Annotated in this window: 11 protein-coding genes and 6 tRNA genes; 12 read left to right on the top strand and 5 right to left on the bottom strand. The window is 65.6% G+C overall.

Annotated elements, in window-relative coordinates:
• The 3 genes from brnQ to tkt form a co-directional block, all read right to left on the bottom strand.
• A complete protein-coding gene (gene brnQ, locus KIH79_RS07785) occupies positions 1–1371 on the bottom strand; it encodes a branched-chain amino acid transport system II carrier protein (protein ID WP_219058873.1) in 1371 nt (456 codons plus the stop codon).
• A gap of 196 nt (positions 1372–1567) precedes the next feature.
• Positions 1568–2671, bottom strand: coding sequence for a transaldolase (gene tal, locus KIH79_RS07780; RefSeq protein ID WP_033492192.1), 1104 nt, complete (start codon positions 2669–2671; stop codon positions 1568–1570).
• Between the two features lie 90 nt (positions 2672–2761).
• Positions 2762–4864: a transketolase gene (gene tkt / locus KIH79_RS07775; RefSeq protein ID WP_219058872.1), complete on the bottom strand. Its 2103-nt coding sequence runs from the start codon at positions 4862–4864 to the stop codon at positions 2762–2764.
• A 374-nt stretch (positions 4865–5238) separates the two neighbouring features.
• On the opposite strand from tkt, the gene hrcA reads away from it, so the two are divergent.
• Both hrcA and dnaJ read left to right on the top strand, forming a co-directional pair.
• Positions 5239–6396, top strand: a complete 1158-nt coding sequence (gene hrcA / locus KIH79_RS07770; RefSeq protein WP_219058871.1) for a heat-inducible transcriptional repressor HrcA — start codon at positions 5239–5241, stop codon at positions 6394–6396.
• A 51-nt stretch (positions 6397–6447) separates the two neighbouring features.
• Entirely contained in the window at positions 6448–7599 is a 1152-nt protein-coding gene (dnaJ, locus tag KIH79_RS07765) for a molecular chaperone DnaJ (RefSeq protein ID WP_219058870.1), read from the top strand.
• A gap of 143 nt (positions 7600–7742) precedes the next feature.
• Here dnaJ and KIH79_RS07760 read toward each other — a convergent pair whose 3' ends face one another.
• Positions 7743–8534, bottom strand: a complete 792-nt coding sequence (locus KIH79_RS07760) for a fructosamine kinase family protein (protein WP_219058869.1) — start codon at positions 8532–8534, stop codon at positions 7743–7745.
• 153 nt (positions 8535–8687) lie between these two features.
• On the opposite strand from KIH79_RS07760, the gene uppP reads away from it, so the two are divergent.
• Positions 8688–9602 (top strand): undecaprenyl-diphosphatase UppP, encoded by a 915-nt coding sequence (uppP, locus tag KIH79_RS07755; RefSeq protein WP_219058868.1) that lies wholly within the window; start codon positions 8688–8690, stop codon positions 9600–9602.
• Positions 9603–9690: 88 nt separating this feature from the next.
• On the opposite strand, the gene KIH79_RS07750 is transcribed toward uppP, so the two are convergent.
• On the bottom strand, positions 9691–10521 hold the full coding sequence (locus KIH79_RS07750; RefSeq protein ID WP_236023708.1) for a PAC2 family protein: 831 nt from the start codon (positions 10519–10521) through the stop codon (positions 9691–9693).
• Between the two features lie 173 nt (positions 10522–10694).
• On the opposite strand from KIH79_RS07750, the gene KIH79_RS07745 reads away from it, so the two are divergent.
• The 9 genes from KIH79_RS07745 (at position 10695) to ruvC (ending at position 15115) form a co-directional block, all read left to right on the top strand.
• Positions 10695–10767, top strand: a tRNA-Gly gene (locus KIH79_RS07745).
• Positions 10768–10796: 29 nt separating this feature from the next.
• Positions 10797–10867: transfer RNA gene (locus KIH79_RS07740), tRNA-Cys, on the top strand.
• A 39-nt stretch (positions 10868–10906) separates the two neighbouring features.
• Positions 10907–10978: transfer RNA gene (locus KIH79_RS07735), tRNA-Val, on the top strand.
• Between the two features lie 32 nt (positions 10979–11010).
• Positions 11011–11083 (top strand) — tRNA-Val (locus KIH79_RS07730).
• Positions 11084–11102: 19 nt separating this feature from the next.
• Positions 11103–11175, top strand: a tRNA-Ala gene (locus KIH79_RS07725).
• Positions 11176–11206: 31 nt separating this feature from the next.
• Positions 11207–11282, top strand: a tRNA-Gly gene (locus KIH79_RS07720).
• A 269-nt stretch (positions 11283–11551) separates the two neighbouring features.
• Positions 11552–13597 (top strand): threonine--tRNA ligase, encoded by a 2046-nt coding sequence (gene thrS, locus KIH79_RS07715; protein WP_219058867.1) that lies wholly within the window; start codon positions 11552–11554, stop codon positions 13595–13597.
• A gap of 167 nt (positions 13598–13764) precedes the next feature.
• A complete protein-coding gene (locus KIH79_RS07710; protein ID WP_219058866.1) occupies positions 13765–14520 on the top strand; it encodes a YebC/PmpR family DNA-binding transcriptional regulator in 756 nt (251 codons plus the stop codon).
• 7 nt (positions 14521–14527) lie between these two features.
• A complete protein-coding gene (gene ruvC, locus KIH79_RS07705; protein WP_219058865.1) occupies positions 14528–15115 on the top strand; it encodes a crossover junction endodeoxyribonuclease RuvC in 588 nt (195 codons plus the stop codon).
• Positions 15116–15184 lie beyond the last annotated feature (69 nt).

The following is a 15184-nucleotide window of genomic DNA, read 5'->3' as shown; positions in this document are numbered from 1 at the left end:
TCACGAGGAACGTGAGTGTGAGCGTGCGCCGCGCAGCCACGCATCGGCGATGCCGATGACAAGACCGAACGCGGCCGGCGCGACCCATCCCAGCTGATAACGCTGCAACGGCAGCAACGCGAGCACGGCGTCCAGCCACGGAACCGACCCGCCGAACACGACGGCCAGACTGGCCACGCACGTCGCGAACGACGAGACCGCGACCAGCAGCACGGTCCATCCGTACACGCGGCTGAGCCGTGCCCCGAACGCGCGATGCGCGAACGAGAGCAGCACCAGCACGATCGCGATCGGATACAGCGCGGCGAGCACCGGCACGGACACTTTGATGATCGCGCTCAGACCCGCGTTCGAGACGAGGAAGCTGAACACGGTGAACACGGCCTGCCACGCGCGATAGCTCACCGAGCGGCCCGCAACGACAGGGAACCGCTCGTGGAAGTACGTCGCGCAGGTGCAGATCAGTCCGGTGCACACGTTCAGGCAGGCGATGACGAACACGACGCCCAGAAACGCGGTGCCGACATGGCCGAACAGCGACGACGTGAGATTGGTGAGCACCGTCGCGCCCGTGTCCGTCTGCGGATCGATGCCTGCGATCGCGCCCGACACGACGCCCACATAGCTGAGCACGCCGTAGATGACGACCAGCAGCACGCCGGTGCCGAGCCCGGCGAACGCGGTTTCGCGACGTACCTGCGATTCGTCGTCGACCCCCTGCGCGCGCACGTTGGCGGAGATCACGATGCCGAAATACAGCGCGGCGAGCAGGTCCATCGTCTGGTAGCCGTCCAGAAAGCCGCGGGCCATCTGATTCGCGGCATAGTCGCCGGACGGCGCCGCCGGCGTGCCGGTGCCGTGCACGAGGCAGGCGACGAACAGCACGGCGATGAGCACGATCAGTAGCGGGCCCATGAACCGGCCGAGTACCTTCGAGAGTTTTTCGGGGTGCTGTGCGAACACGAATGCCAGTGCGAAGAACGCCAACGAATAGGCGAGCTGGGCGGGCGCCCGGACTGCGGCACCGTCGCCCGCGATGAACGGGGCGACCATCATTTCGAACGACGTGGTCGCCGTGCGCGGGATCGCGAAGCACGGGCCGATGGTCAGGATGATCGCCAGTCCCATCAGCGTCGCGAAACGGGGGGAGACGCGGCCTGCCAGACGGTCGAAGCCGCCGGCGAAGGTGACGGCCAGCACGCCGAGGATCGGCAGGCCCACGGCCGACACGATGAATCCGACTGCGGCGGCAGGCGTCGACGACCCTGCCTGCGCGCCGACGAACGGCGGGAAGATCAGATTGCCCGCGCCGAAGAACATCGAGAAGAACGTGAACGTCATGAGCAGGCGCTGGCGTGCGGTCAGGTGCATGCGGTGGTTTCCTTTGCTTCTTCGGGGCGCTTTCGGCTGTTGAGGACGAGTCTCCACCATACCTGACACGCGGGAGGAATCGAGCGGGGCCGGTGCGGGCAACAAAAAAGCCCCCGTCCCGTACGGGACGGAAGCTTTTTCGTTCGCTATCGGCTAGCGGTCAGCCGCGATTGCCCAGCCGACCGTGCCGTGACAATCAGCCGTTGACGCGGTCGATGCCGGACTGCACGTCGGCGATGACCGAATCCCAGGACTTGATGAAGGCGGCGACGCCGTCGGCCTCAAGCTTGTCGGTGACGGCCTTGAAGTCGATGCCGAGCTCGGCGAGCTTGTTGATGATGGCGTGGGACTCCTCGTAGGTGCCCTCGATGGACGGAGCGCCGTTGCCGTGATCGGCCAGAGCGTTCAGGGTCTTCTCCGGCATGGTGTTGACGATGTGCTTGGCAACGAGCTCGTCAACGTACTTGCAGTCGGAGTAGGCCGGGTTCTTGGTGCCGGTGGAGGCCCACAGCGGACGCTGGACCTTGGCGCCCTTGGCAGCCAGATCGGCCCAGCGCGGATCCTCGGCGAACTTCTTCTCGAAGAGCTCGTAGGCGAGGCGAGCGTTGGCGACGGCGGCCTTGCCCTCGAGGGCCTTGGCCTCGTCGGTGCCGATCTCCTCGAGCTTCTTGTCGACCGCGGTGTCCACGCGGGAGACGAAGAAGGAGGCGACGGAGCCGATGTGCTTGAGGTCGTGGCCGTTGGCGGCGGCCTGGGCGATGCCCTCGATGTAGGCGTCGATGACCTGCTCGTAGCGCTCGAGCGAGAAGATCAGGGTGACGTTGACGGAGATGCCCTTGGCCAGAGTGGCGGTGATGGCCGGCAGGCCCTCGAGGGTCGCCGGGATCTTGATCATCGCGTTCGGGCGGTTGACCTTCTCCCACAGCTCGACGGCCTGCTTCTCGGTGGCCTCGGTCTCGTGGGCGAGGCGCGGATCCACCTCGATGGAGACGCGGCCGTCGACGAAGTCGGTCTTCTCGGCGATCTCACGGAAGATGTCGGTGGCGTTGCGCACATCGGTGGTGGTGAGCTCGCGGATGGCGGTCTCGACGTCGACCTTGCCGAGCTCCTTGAGCTGCTCGTCGTACGGACCGACCTGGCTCAGGGCCTTCTGGAAGATGGACGGGTTGGTGGTGACGCCGACCACGTTCTTGTTGGCGATGAGGTCCTGCAGGGAGCCGGACTCGATGCGGGAGCGGGACAGGTCGTCCAGCCAGATGGACACGCCGTTGTCGGACGTACGCTGAGTTGCTTCAGTCATTGTTGTTTTCTCCTTGATACCTGTTGGATCAAATTTTTGGCGGGGGAGGGGCCTGCCCGAAGCGAGGCCCCTCCCGGTTCACCCGATGAATCAGGCGTTGGCCTCGGCGATGGACGCCTCGGCGGCCTCGACCACGTGCTCGGCGGTGATGCCGAGGTCGATCATGTTCTGAGCGCCGTCGCCCTGCAGGCCGAACTGCTCGATGGACACCGGCTTGCCGTAGGAGCCGAGGTACTTGTACCACGGCATCGCCACGCCGGCCTCGACGGACACGCGGGCCTTGACGGAAGCCGGAAGCACGGCCTCCTTGTACTCGGCGTCCTGCTCCTCGAACCACTCCATGGACGGGAAGGAGACCACGCGGGCCTTGACGCCCTTCTCGGCGAGGGTCTTGGCGGCGGCCACGGCCCACTGGACCTCGGAGCCGGAGGCCATGATGATGACGTCCGGGGTGCCTTCGGTGTCGACGAGCACGTAGGCGCCCTTCTTGACGCCGTCCTTGGCCTTGGCGGCGGTCTCGGCGAGGGTCGGCACGCCCTGACGGGTCAGGACCATCGCGGTCGGCAGCGTGTTCTTCTTCTCGAAGAAGTAGCGGTAGGCCTCGGCGGTCTCGAACGCGTCGGCCGGGCGGACGACCTCGAGCTGCGGGATCGCGCGGAAGGAAGCAAGGTGCTCGACCGGCTGGTGGGTCGGGCCGTCCTCGCCGACGGCGACGGAGTCGTGGGACCAGATGTACAGGTTCGGGATCTCCATGAGGGCGGCCAGGCGGACGGCGGAACGCTCGTAGTCGGAGAACATGAAGAAGGTGCCGCCGAACGGACGGGTGTAGGAGCCCAGCAGGATGCCGTTGGTGATGCAGCCCATGGTGAACTCGCGCACGCCGAAGTGCAGCTGACGGCCGAACTCGTTGCACACCGGCCACTGCTTGGTGGCGCACTCCGCCGGGGCGAAGGTGGCGGCGCCCTTGAGATCGGTCTTGTTGGAGCCGCCGAGGTCGGCGGAGCCGCCCCACAGTTCCGGCATGACGGCCGCGATGGCGTTGAGGACGGAGCCCGAGGCGCCACGGGTGGCGACGCCCTTGCCGACTTCGAAGGTGGCCTCGAGATCGTCGAGGGCCTTGTCGAAGCCTTCCGGCAGCTCGCCGGCCTTCAGACGCTCGTACAGGGCAGCCTTGTCCGGGTTGGCCTTGCGCCAGGCCTCGAACTTCTCGTCCCAGGCCTTGTGGGCCTCGAGGCCGCGCTCGGCGACCTTGCGGGCGTGGGCGAGGGCCTCCTCGTCGACCTGGAAGGACTGCTCCGGATCGTAGCCGAGCAGCTTCTTGAGGCCGGCGACGGCCTCGGCGCCCAGCTTGGAGCCGTGGGAGGACGGATCGTTGGTCTTGCCCGGGGTCGGCCACGCGATGAGGGTGTCGACCTTGATGAGCTTCGGCTGGTCCGGGGCGGCGGCCTCGGCCTTGGCGATCACGTCGGCCAGGCCCTCGACGTCCTCCTTGTAGGAGCCGTCGGGCTGGATGAAGCTGAACTCGTCGGTGTACCAGCCGTAGGCCTGGAAGCGCTTGAGCACGTCCTCGGCCAGCACCAGGTTGGTGTCGCCCTCGATCTGGATGCGGTTGGCGTCGAATATCACGGTGATGTTGCCGAGCTTCTGGTTGGCGGCCAGCGAGGCGGCCTCGCCGGAGATGCCCTCTTCGATGTCGCCTTCGCCGCAGATGACCCAGATCTTGTGGTAGAACGGGGAGTCTTCCTTCGGGGTCTCAGGATCGAGCAGACCGCGCTGGAAACGCTCGCCGTAGGCGAAGCCGATGGCGGAGGCAAAGCCCTGGCCCAGCGGGCCGGTGGTCATTTCGATGCCCGGGGTCAGGCCGTACTCCGGGTGGCCCGGGGTGCGGGTGTCGGCGCCGCCGCGGAAGTGCTTGAGGTCGTCCAGGGTCAGACCGTAGCCGGAGAAGTACAGCTGGACGTACTGGGTGAGGGAGGCGTGGCCACCGGAAAGGATGAAGCGATCGCGGCCTTCCCACTTGGGGTCGTTCGGATCATGCTTGATGAAGTGCTGGTAGAGAGTGTAGGCGATCGGCGCCAGCGAGACGGGGGAACCGGGGTGGCCGCTTCCCGCCTTCTCGACCGCATCAGCCGAAAGGACCTTGGCCATCTTGATGGCGCGCTCGTCCAGTTCGGTTTCCTTGAATTCGGTCATGTCTGTAGTTTTCCTTCCAATACTTCGGACACCACGCGCATGGCTTGTGCCATGCCATGCATGCCCTCACATTGCCCTTACATAATAACCGTGCGAACCGACTAAGCGGTGTGGTTTTTGGCGTGTTTTGTGAGTTTGTGTGCTGTTAGCGTTCACAATGAACGCGAATGGTACGTTGTGTGAATGTCAGGCCAACGGCGGGATAATGCGGACCGTCGCGCGTGAGGACGGCCGAAAATACTCCCAGAACGAACGCGTTAGCACTCGACACGCGGGAGTGCTAATACAATATGAACGAAACGCAACACGTGCGCGTCGCGTTTGTGCGGGGCACCCGTTGCATATCATGCACGCATATATAAAGGAGGCGCGTCATGACGCAGTCGCGTCGCATGCTGGTGCTGCGCGCCGTCGTGGAGGATTACATCCGCTCACAGGAGCCCGTCGGGTCGTCCTCGCTGACCAAGGCCCACGATCTGGGCGTGAGCTCCGCCACCGTGCGCAACGACATGGCCGCGCTGGAGGACGAGGGATACCTCATCCAGCCCCATACCTCCGCCGGCCGCATCCCCACCGAAAAGGGATACCGGTACTTCGTCGACCGTCTCGCCACGGTCATGCCGCTCTCGCCTGCGCAGCGCAGCGGCATCGCCACGTTCCTGTCCGGTTCGGTCAGCCTGCAGGACACCCTGCAGCGCGCGGCCCGCCTGCTGTCGCAGATCACCGGTCAGGTCGCGGTCGTCGCGTCTCCGGCGCTCTCCAAGGCGACGCTCCGGCACGTCGAGATCGTGCCGGTCGGCGCGAGCGTGCTGCTTGCCGTCGTGATCACCGACACCGGCCGCGTCGCGCAGCATACGCTCGCCGTGCGGCCGATGCCGGCCGCCGACGATCTGTCGCGATTCTGCGACGTCGTCAACCGTCAGTGCTCCGGCCTGTCCTTCGCGGCCGCCGTCGAACGGCTCCGTGCGATCACGGCCGATCCGGCGTGGCGTTCCGCGTCGTCCGTCGGCGAATCGCTCGCCGCGGCGTTCGCGACGATGGCCGACGACGAGCGCGCCAACGAAATGTACGTCGCCGGCGCGTCCAAGCTCGCGCACCAGCGCACGCCGGCCGATCTGGCCCCGCTGTTCGACGCGCTCGAGGAGCAGGTCGTCATCATGCGCCTGATGAGCGCGCTGAGCGAAGAGCCCGGCCCCGACGGCGTCGGCGTGGCCATCGGGTCGGAGACGCACACCCCGGGGCTGATGCACGCCTCCGTGGTGACCAGCGGCTACGGCCGGACGGCGACGGCGGACGGGGCGGCCGCCGAGCGGGCAGACGCGGCCGATGGCGCCGGGGCGGCCGGCGCAGGCACGGTCGCAGGTGCGGATCTCACGCAAACGGGCCCGGCTGGAACCGGGGAGCCGCTCGCATTCGTCGGTTCGATCGGGCCGACGCACATGGACTACGCCGCGACCATCGCGGCGGTGAGGGCCGTCGCCCGTTACCTGACCGCCTCGCTGGCGGCGGACGGCGGTCCGATCGGGGACTGACCCCGGCTTATGGCACAATGACACGCGACCAACAACGATAAAGGACGGACAGTGGCAGACTACTACGAGGTGCTCGGCATCGAACGCACGGCGAGCGAGGAAGAGATCAAGAAGGCCTATCGCAAGATGAGCCGCAAATACCATCCCGACATCGCCGGCCCGGAATTCGAGGACAAGTTCAAGGAAGTCAACAACGCCTACGAGGTGCTCAGCGACCCCGACAAGCGCCGCATGTACGATTCCGGCGTCGACCCGAACAACCCGAACGCGGGCGCGGGAGGATTCCCGGGCGGCTTCTCCGGCATGGGCGACATGGGAGACATCTTCGGCCAGTTCTTCGGCGGCGCGTTCGGCGGCTCGCAAGGTCCGACCCCGCGTACCCAGCCCGGACGCGACGCGCTCGCCTCGACCTCCATCGATCTGAAGACCGCCGTGTTCGGCGGCACCGCCCACGTCAAGATCAACACGTTCGGCCTGTGCCAGGAGTGCGGCGGATCCGGCGCGCAGAACGGTTCCCAGCCGGTCACCTGCCCCCAGTGCCACGGACAGGGCTTCGTGCAGAAGGTGGTGCGCACCATGCTCGGCCAGATGATGACCTCCGCCCCGTGCGAGAAGTGCGAGGGGCACGGCACGGTCATCGAGAACCCGTGCCCGTCCTGCCTCGGCCACGGCCGCGTGCGCACCACACGCTCCGTGGGCGTGACCATCCCCGCCGGCATCTCCGACAACGCCCGCCTCCGCTTGGCCGGTCAGGGCGAGGTCGGCGAGGGCGGCGGCACCGCCGGCGACCTGTACATCGACGTGCGCGTCAAGCCCGACAAGCAGTTCACCCGCGACGGCGACGACCTGCACTGCTGGATTCAGGTGCCGATGAGCTGGGCCGTGCTCGGCCACGACGTCGACATCGACACGTTCGACGGCGCGAAAACCGTGACCATTCCCGAAGGATGCCAGCAGGAGGATACGGTCACGCTCAAGGGACTCGGCGTCGCGCGCATGCGCCAGCAGGGCGAACGCGGCGACCTCATCGCCCACATCGCCGTCCGCGTGCCCACCAAGCTCAGCGAGCACGAGCGCAAGCTCATCGAGGAATTCTCCGACAGCCACGACGGCGACGCGTCCCACGTGGCGCAGGGCTCCAAGCCCGCCTCGGCCGGCGCGCGCAAGGGCTTCTTTTCGAAGCTCAAGGACGCGCTGAGCTGAACGGCCGCCGTATGAAGCGGATGAAATAAGCCGATGCGCAAATGGCCGTCGTGCCCGATGGAACAGGGCGCGACGGCCATTCGCGTATTCGACGCGGTCGATCGTCATCCGTCGGCTGCCGCAATTCGATCGCGTCGACGGGCCTATTTGAGCAGCGAACGGCACATGGCGCGGTATTCGCTCACATAGCCGCCGCCGAAGAACACGCAATGCCCGGCGATCGGATAGAGCTGCCACAGCGTCGTGCGTTCCTGCCACCCGGCCTTGAGCGGGTGCACCGACTGGTAGCCGTCCAGAATCTCGGTCAGATAGCTCATGCCGAACAGATGCAGCATCGCCAGATCCTCCTCGCGATGGCCGCCATGCGCCGCCGGGTCGATCAACACCGCCTCGCACTGCCCCGAATCGGCGGTCCACATCACATTGCCGCTCCACAGATCGCCGTGCACGCGGGCCGGCTTGTCCGCCGCCGCCCGGCCCAGCAGGTCGGGCAGCGCGTCGACCACGCGCTGCGTGAGTTCCAGATCGGCCTTCGTCAGCTCGCCTCGGGCGATGCCCAGCTCGACCATCGGCAACAGGCGGCCTTCGGCGTAGTACGTCGCCGGATCATCCCACGCGCCGGTCGTCATCGGCACCGGATCCTGCAGCGGGCCGAAATAGCACGTTCCCTCATAGCCGGCGGGAGCCGAGCCGAAATGCGCGGCGCCCGCATCGTGCATGTGCGCCAATGCCGCGCCGAACTCGTGCGCCGCCTTCGGCGTGGGGGAGCACGCATCCACACGTTCGATGTCCAGATGGTCCTTGCCCCAGCCGTACACGTCCACCACGCGCGGACCACCCTGCGCATGCGCCTCCCCAAGCCACTCGAGGCCACGGCCCTCGCACTCGAAGAACCCCTCCGGCGCCCACATGCGCGACTTGCGGTACGTTGCCATATTCCCTCCATTCCCTCCTTGCGGAGCACGGACGATGTCATCCCCGATTGTGGGCATTTGACGAGACAATCCGCCGGCTGTGCCCATTCTTAGAGACCGGTGAGTAACGTTGGTCGATGCAAACGAAAACATGACCGGAATCAAGAGGGGATCATGAATTTCTTTCAGGCGATCATACTGGGCCTGGTGCAGGCGCTGACCGAATACCTGCCCGTGTCGTCCAGCGCGCACATCCGCATCATCGGCGACCTGATGATCGGCTCCGACCCGGGGGCCGCGTTCACCGCCATCATTCAGATCGGCACCGAGCTGGCCGTGCTGCTGTACTTCCGCCACGACATCATCCGCATCCTGTCCCACTGGTTCGGCTGCCTGTTCGGCCACAACGGCAAGGACTGGAAGCACCGCATGGGCCAGGGCGACAAGGACGCCCTGCTCGGCTGGTACATCATCCTCGGCACGCTGCCGATCGTCATCGCCGGACTTGCGTTCAAGCACGCGATCGAATCGACGCTGCGCAATCTGTGGATCACCGTCGCCGTGCTGTTCGTCTTCGGCGTGCTGCTGTGGATCGTCGACGACCGCGCCCGCCAGATCAAGCGCATCGAGGACATGACCGCCAAGGAGGCGCTCATCTTCGGCATCGGCCAGATGCTCGCCCTCATTCCGGGCGTCTCCCGCTCCGGCGGCACCATCACTTTCGGCCGCGCCATGGGCTACACCCGCGAAGCCGCCGTGCGCGTCGCCTTCCTCATGGCCATCCCCGCCGTGTTCGGCGCGGGCCTGCTCGAAGCCGTCTCCGCCGTCAAGGACTACGCCGCCGGCGACCTCGCCGGCACGCCGTTCCCCGGCTGGGGGCCCACGATCGCCGCGACCATCGTCTCCTTCGTCGTCGGATACATCGTGATCATCGGCTTTTTGAAGTTCGTCTCCACGTTCTCCTACAAGGCGTTCGCGATTTACCGCATCGCGCTCGCCGTCATCGTCGCCCTGCTGCTCATCACCGGCGTGCTGCAGCCGCTGGAGGCGACGACCACGGCCGCAGCGGCGCTCGCCGTCACGGCGTGACCGTCTGCGGCGCAGGCCTGCCGCACTGCCGCATCGCGCACGGCGGGCCTGCACCGCATCGACCCGCGCTAGGGACTGCTGCGGGACGTCAGCCGAGGTCCTTGAGAAAGGCCTCGGCCTCCCGCACCAGCTGCTCGCATTGAGGCCCGCCGAGGGATGCCTCCCGGCGGGCTTTGTCATGCCTGTCGTACTTGGCTTCAAGATGCCGGACGTAGTCTTGAAGCGCGTCGTTGCAGCGCACCAGCATCGAGGCCTGCGCCTTCCATTCCTCGGCCTTGCGCGGCAGGTCGCCCGCATCGAGATCGACGCCGAGCAGATCCGAGAGTCGTCCGAGCAGGTCCAGCGTGGCCTGCGCGCAGTCGCCGTCGCCCAAATACTGGGGGACCGACGCCCACATCGTCGTCGTGTCGAACCCGTCCTGGGCGGCGATGTCGTCGAGAATCGTCGGGATGCCTGCCGGACCGCTGTAGCGCTGGTCGGGATCGACGTCGGCGTTCTCGCAGTTCACGTCCACCGGCAGCGGACGCGTATGTGGGCAGTCGGCGAACATCGAGCCGAGCATGACCACATGCGTCACGTCCAGTTCGTCGGCGATGCGCAGCGATTCGCGGCAGTACTCGCGCCAGCGATAGTTCGGCTCGGGCGCGAGCTGCGCGATCAGGTGGCGGCCGGGGGCGACGGCGATGTCCCAGAACGTGGTCTGCGGCCAGACGATGCGCCGGCGTCCCGTCGCGTGACAGACGATCGGCCGGGTTTGCTGGTAGTCGTAGAATCCGTCGCAGCGGATGCTGCGCACCTCGCGCGACTCGTAGACGGCGGTCAGATGGCGCACGACGTTCGTCGCGGCCTGGCAGGCGTCGTTCCATCCTTCGAACGCGGCGATCATCACCGTGTCGTTCGACGTTGCTTCTTCCTTCATGCCTTCTAATGTAACCGGTCCGAAAACCCTTGGAATTCCTTATGCCGGAGGCGAATTGGCGGTTGCGCGGCAAGCATGCCGGACCGGTGCGACACGCCGTGGTTTGCATGGGCGGCCGATGCGTGTATAGTAATCACTTGTGCTCAGGCGGTGGTAAGTCGCCGGGAAGCATTGCGGACATAGCTTAGTTGGTAAAGCGCAACCTTGCCAAGGTTGAGACCGCGGGTCCGAGTCCCGTTGTCCGCTCTAAGGTCCGATGAGTTGACGACCTTTGCGGTGGGTTAGCCAAGCGGTTAGGCAGCGGCCTGCAAAGCCGTATAGACGAGTTCGACTCTCGTACCCACCTCTCAGTCGGCCGACGTGTTCGGCGGATTGGATATGACCCGGGCGGTTGGCGCAGAGGTAGCGCACTTCCCTGACACGGAAGGGGTCACAAGTTCGAATCTTGTATCGCCCACGAGTGCTTGGCATTCACAATTTCATAGGTTCGGGTGATTGGCGCAGCGGCTAGCGCACTTCCTTCACACGGAAGGGGTCGTAGGTTCGATTCCTACATCACCCACGAACGCAGTAGGCGTTTCGGGGCTATGGCGCAGCTGGTAGCGCATCTCCATGGCATGGAGAGGGTCAGGGGTTCGAATCCCCTTAGCTCCACTGGAATCCGCTTCTCACGGCGGAATCCTTTGCGGACATAGCTTAGTTGGTAAAGCGCAACCTTGCCAAGGTTGAGACCGCGGGTTCGAGTCCCGTTGTCCGCTCCAGTTCAAGGCTCCCCGGATGGGGAGCCTTTTTGCGTTCCGGTTCCGGACTCGTGGATCGCGGCGTGCGGCGCCGGCATCCTTGGCGGTTCCCGAGACCGGACCGTGCGTGGCGGAAAGAGCTCGCTGAGCGCCGACTCAGCGAGCCCTTTCCGCCACGCCGTGAGAGCGTTCACGGCCAATGTCGGCGCTCGATCCTATCGTGTCCCATGTTGATTACCAGTCCAGGCCTGCCCATTGGTAACGCGGGCCCCGATAGCAAAGGACACATCATGGCGCAAAGCTCCATCTCCATTACGGTCAACGGCGAAGCGAAGGAGGTGGAAGCTACCACCACCGGCACCGAACTGTTCGCGGACGACAAGAACATCATCGCCGTGCGCCTCAACGGCGAACTGCGTGACCTGTACACGCCGCTTGCCGACGGCGACGCGGTCGAATCCGTCGCGCTCGACAGCGAGGACGGCCTCGGCATCATGCGTCACTCCGCCACCCACGTCATGGCGCAGGCCGTGCAGGAACTGTTCCCGAACGCCAAGCTCGGCGTCGGCCCGATCATCAAGGACGGCTTCTACTACGACTTCCAGGTCGACCAGCCGTTCACGCCGGACGACCTCAAGAACATCGAGAAGCACATGCAGCGGATCATCAAGTCCGCGCAGTCCTTCCGCCGCCGCGTCGTCACCGAGGAGGAGGCGCTCAAGGAGGAGGCCGACCAGCCGTTCAAGATCGAGCTGATCCAGGACAAGGAAGCGCACCTCGACCCGTCCACCGCGACCGAGATTTCCGGCAAGGAGCTCAGCTTCTACGACAACGTCGACCGTGACGGCAACGTCGTGTGGAAGGACCTGTGCCGCGGACCGCACCTGCCGAACACGCACTTCATCAAGGCGTTCAAGATCGAGCGTTCCGCCGCCGCCTACTGGCGCGGCTCCGAGAAGAACCCGACCATGCAGCGCATCTACGGCACCGCATGGGCCAGCAAGGAAGACCTCAAGGCCTATCAGACCCGTCTCGAGGAGGCCGCCAAGCGCGACCACCGCAAGCTCGGCGCCGAAATGGACCTGTTCTCCTTCCCGGAGGAGATCGGACCTGGTCTTGCCGTGTTCCACCCGAAGGGCGCCGCGGTCATCAACGCGATGGAGGACTACTCCCGCGAGATGCACCGCAAGTACCACTACAGCTTCGTGCAGACCCCGCACATCACCAAGGGCGGCCTGTACGAGACCTCCGGCCACCTGCACTGGTACAAGGACTCCATGTACCCGGCCATGCGCCTGGACGAGGAGCGCGACGCGGACGGCAACATCACCAAGCAGGGCTTCGATTACTACTTGAAGCCGATGAACTGCCCGATGCACAACCTCATCTTCAAGTCCCGCCAGCGCTCCTACAAGGAGCTGCCGCTGCGCCTGTTCGAGTTCGGCACCGTGTACCGCTACGAGAAGTCCGGCGAGGTCCACGGCCTGACCCGCGTGCGCGGCCTCACCCAGGACGATTCCCACATCTACTGCACGCGCGAGCAGATGAAGGGCGAGCTGACCAACCTGCTCACCTTCGTGCTCAAGGTGCTGCGCGACTTCGGCCTGGACGACTTCTACCTCGAGCTGTCCACCAAGGATCCGAACAAGTACGTCGGCAGCGACGAGATCTGGGAGGAGGCGACCAACACGCTCGCCGAAGTCGCCAAGGACTCCGGCCTCAACCTCGTGGCCGATCCGGGCGGCGCCGCGTTCTACGGTCCGAAGATCTCCGTGCAGGCCCGCGACGCGATCGGCCGCACCTGGCAGGTGTCGACCATCCAGCTCGACTTCAACCTGCCCGAGCGCTTCCAGCTCGAGTACATCGCGGCCGACGGCACGCACCAGCGTCCGGTCATGATCCACCGTGCGCTGTTCGGCTCCATCGAGCGCTTCTTCGCCGTGCTGCTCGAGCACTATGCAGGCGCGTTCCCGGTGTGGCTCGCCCCGGTGCAGGTGCTCGGCATTCCGGTCGCCGACGAGTTCGCGCCGCATCTGGCCGGCTTCGTCAAGAGCCTCGAGGACGAGATGGTCCGCTGCGAGATCGACTACTCCGACGATCGCTTCGGCAAGAAGATCCGCAACGCCTCCAAGTCCAAGACGCCGTTCATCCTCATCGTCGGCGAGGAGGACATGAAGAACAACGCGGTCAGCTTCCGCTTCCGCGACGGCAGCCAGCTCAACGGCGTGCCGGTCGACCAGGCGCGCCAGCAGATCCTCGACGTGATCGCCAAGCGCGTCCAGGTCAACTCCGCGGACGACTTCAAGGCCGCCGTGGCCGCTCCGGCCGAGGCCTGATCCCGGCAGTTGCCAACGTGTTCCGCGGGACGTGCGTACGTCCGTTCCGCGGAACACCTGTGTTCGCCGCCGTGTTCGGCGCTTTGCCGGCATTGCTGGCAGTTGTCTGCAAAGCGCTCTAAACTTATCCCGTTTGCCAGTTTTATCCGTACATTTGTAGGAGCATTATGTCAGGTCATTCCAAGTGGGCGACCACCAAGCACAAGAAGGCCGCCATCGACGCCAAGCGCGGCAAGCTGTTCGCCAAGCTCATCAAGAACATCGAGATCGCGGCCCGCATGGGCGGCGGCGACCCGGACGGCAACCCGTCCCTGTACGACGCCATCTACAAGGCCAAGAAGGCTTCCATGCCGGCCGACAACATCAAGCGCGCCGTCAAGCGCGGCTCCGGTGAGGAAGCCGGCGGCGCCAACTACGAGGACATCGTCTACGAGGGCTACGCCCCCGCCGGCGTCGGCCTCATCATCGAGTGCCTGACCGACAACCGCAACCGCGCGGCCGCCGAAGTGCGTTCCACCCTGACCAAGGGCAATGGCTCGCTGGCCACCTCCGGCTCCGTGTCCTTCAACTTCGAGCGCAAGGGCCAGATCGAGGTCCCGTCCGAAGGCGTGGACTTCGACGACCTGTTCGAGAAGGCCGGCGACGCGGGCGCCGAGGACGTGATCGACGACGGCGACGTGTTCACCGTGATCACCGATCCGTCCGACCTGCACACCGTGCGCAAGAGCCTGCAGGACGCCGGTTTCGACTACGATTCCGCCGATATGGTGATGCGTCCGAAGAACGAGGTCGAGCTGAGCCTCGAGGACGCCCGCAAGGTGTCCAAGCTCATCGACAACCTCGATGATCTGGACGACGTGCAGAACATCTACTCCAACTGGACCGCCTCCGATGAGGTCATGGCCCAGCTCGACGAGGAGTAGTCCTCGCGTGATCATTCTTGGCGTTGACCCCGGGCTTACACGCTGCGGGGTCGGCGTGATCGAAGCCGGCGCACACCGCCGGCTTTCTTTTGTTCACGTCGATGTCGTCCGTTCGTCTCCCGACATGTCGCAGGATCTGCGCCTGCTGGCCATCTACAACGGGCTGGCAGCCAAGCTGGACCGGTTCGTTCCCGACACGGTGTCCATCGAGCGCGTGTTCGCGCAGGAGAACCGCAACACGGTGCTCGGCACCGCGCAGGCCGCCGGCATGGCCATGCTCGCCGCCGCGCAGCGGGGCATTCCTGTGGCCCTGCACACGCCGACCGAATCGAAGCTGGCGATCACCGGCAACGGTCATGCGCTCAAACCGCAGATGGAGCGCATGGTCGCCCGCATTCTCGGACTCAACGAACCCCCGACGCCGGCAGATGCCGCCGACGCGCTGGCCATTGCGATCTGCCATGCGCTGCGCCCGGCCGGCGCATTGCAGGGAGGGGAGCGCGAACAGCATCTGACGCCCGCGCAGAGGCAGTGGGCGCAGGCCGCGCAACGGTCCGCGAAACGTTCTCGCCGCAACGCCGATCGCGGCATGTGACGGGCGTTGGTCGAGTCTTCCGTATAGACTCGTCGAACAGATGTTCGATATCGTGGAACGATAGGGGAT

Source organism: Bifidobacterium miconis, assembly GCF_019331735.1.
Lineage (GTDB): Bacteria > Actinomycetota > Actinomycetes > Actinomycetales > Bifidobacteriaceae > Bifidobacterium > Bifidobacterium miconis.
Note: the sequence above shows the minus strand (reverse complement) of the source record. Positions and strands in the feature narration are given on the sequence as shown.

Excerpts from the sequence above, each read along its gene's own strand:
- brnQ (WP_219058873.1), bottom strand. The coding sequence starts at position 1,371 with ATGCACCTGACCGCACGCCAGCGCCTGCTCATGACGTTCACGTTCTTC.
- tal (WP_033492192.1), bottom strand. The coding sequence starts at position 2,671 with ATGACTGAAGCAACTCAGCGTACGTCCGACAACGGCGTGTCCATCTGG.
- tkt (WP_219058872.1), bottom strand. The coding sequence starts at position 4,864 with ATGACCGAATTCAAGGAAACCGAACTGGACGAGCGCGCCATCAAGATG.
- hrcA (WP_219058871.1), top strand. The coding sequence starts at position 5,239 with ATGACGCAGTCGCGTCGCATGCTGGTGCTGCGCGCCGTCGTGGAGGAT.
- KIH79_RS07760 (WP_219058869.1), bottom strand. The coding sequence starts at position 8,534 with ATGGCAACGTACCGCAAGTCGCGCATGTGGGCGCCGGAGGGGTTCTTC.
- uppP (WP_219058868.1), top strand. The coding sequence starts at position 8,688 with ATGAATTTCTTTCAGGCGATCATACTGGGCCTGGTGCAGGCGCTGACC.
- KIH79_RS07750 (WP_236023708.1), bottom strand. The coding sequence starts at position 10,521 with ATGAAGGAAGAAGCAACGTCGAACGACACGGTGATGATCGCCGCGTTC.
- thrS (WP_219058867.1), top strand. The coding sequence starts at position 11,552 with ATGGCGCAAAGCTCCATCTCCATTACGGTCAACGGCGAAGCGAAGGAG.
- KIH79_RS07710 (WP_219058866.1), top strand. The coding sequence starts at position 13,765 with ATGTCAGGTCATTCCAAGTGGGCGACCACCAAGCACAAGAAGGCCGCC.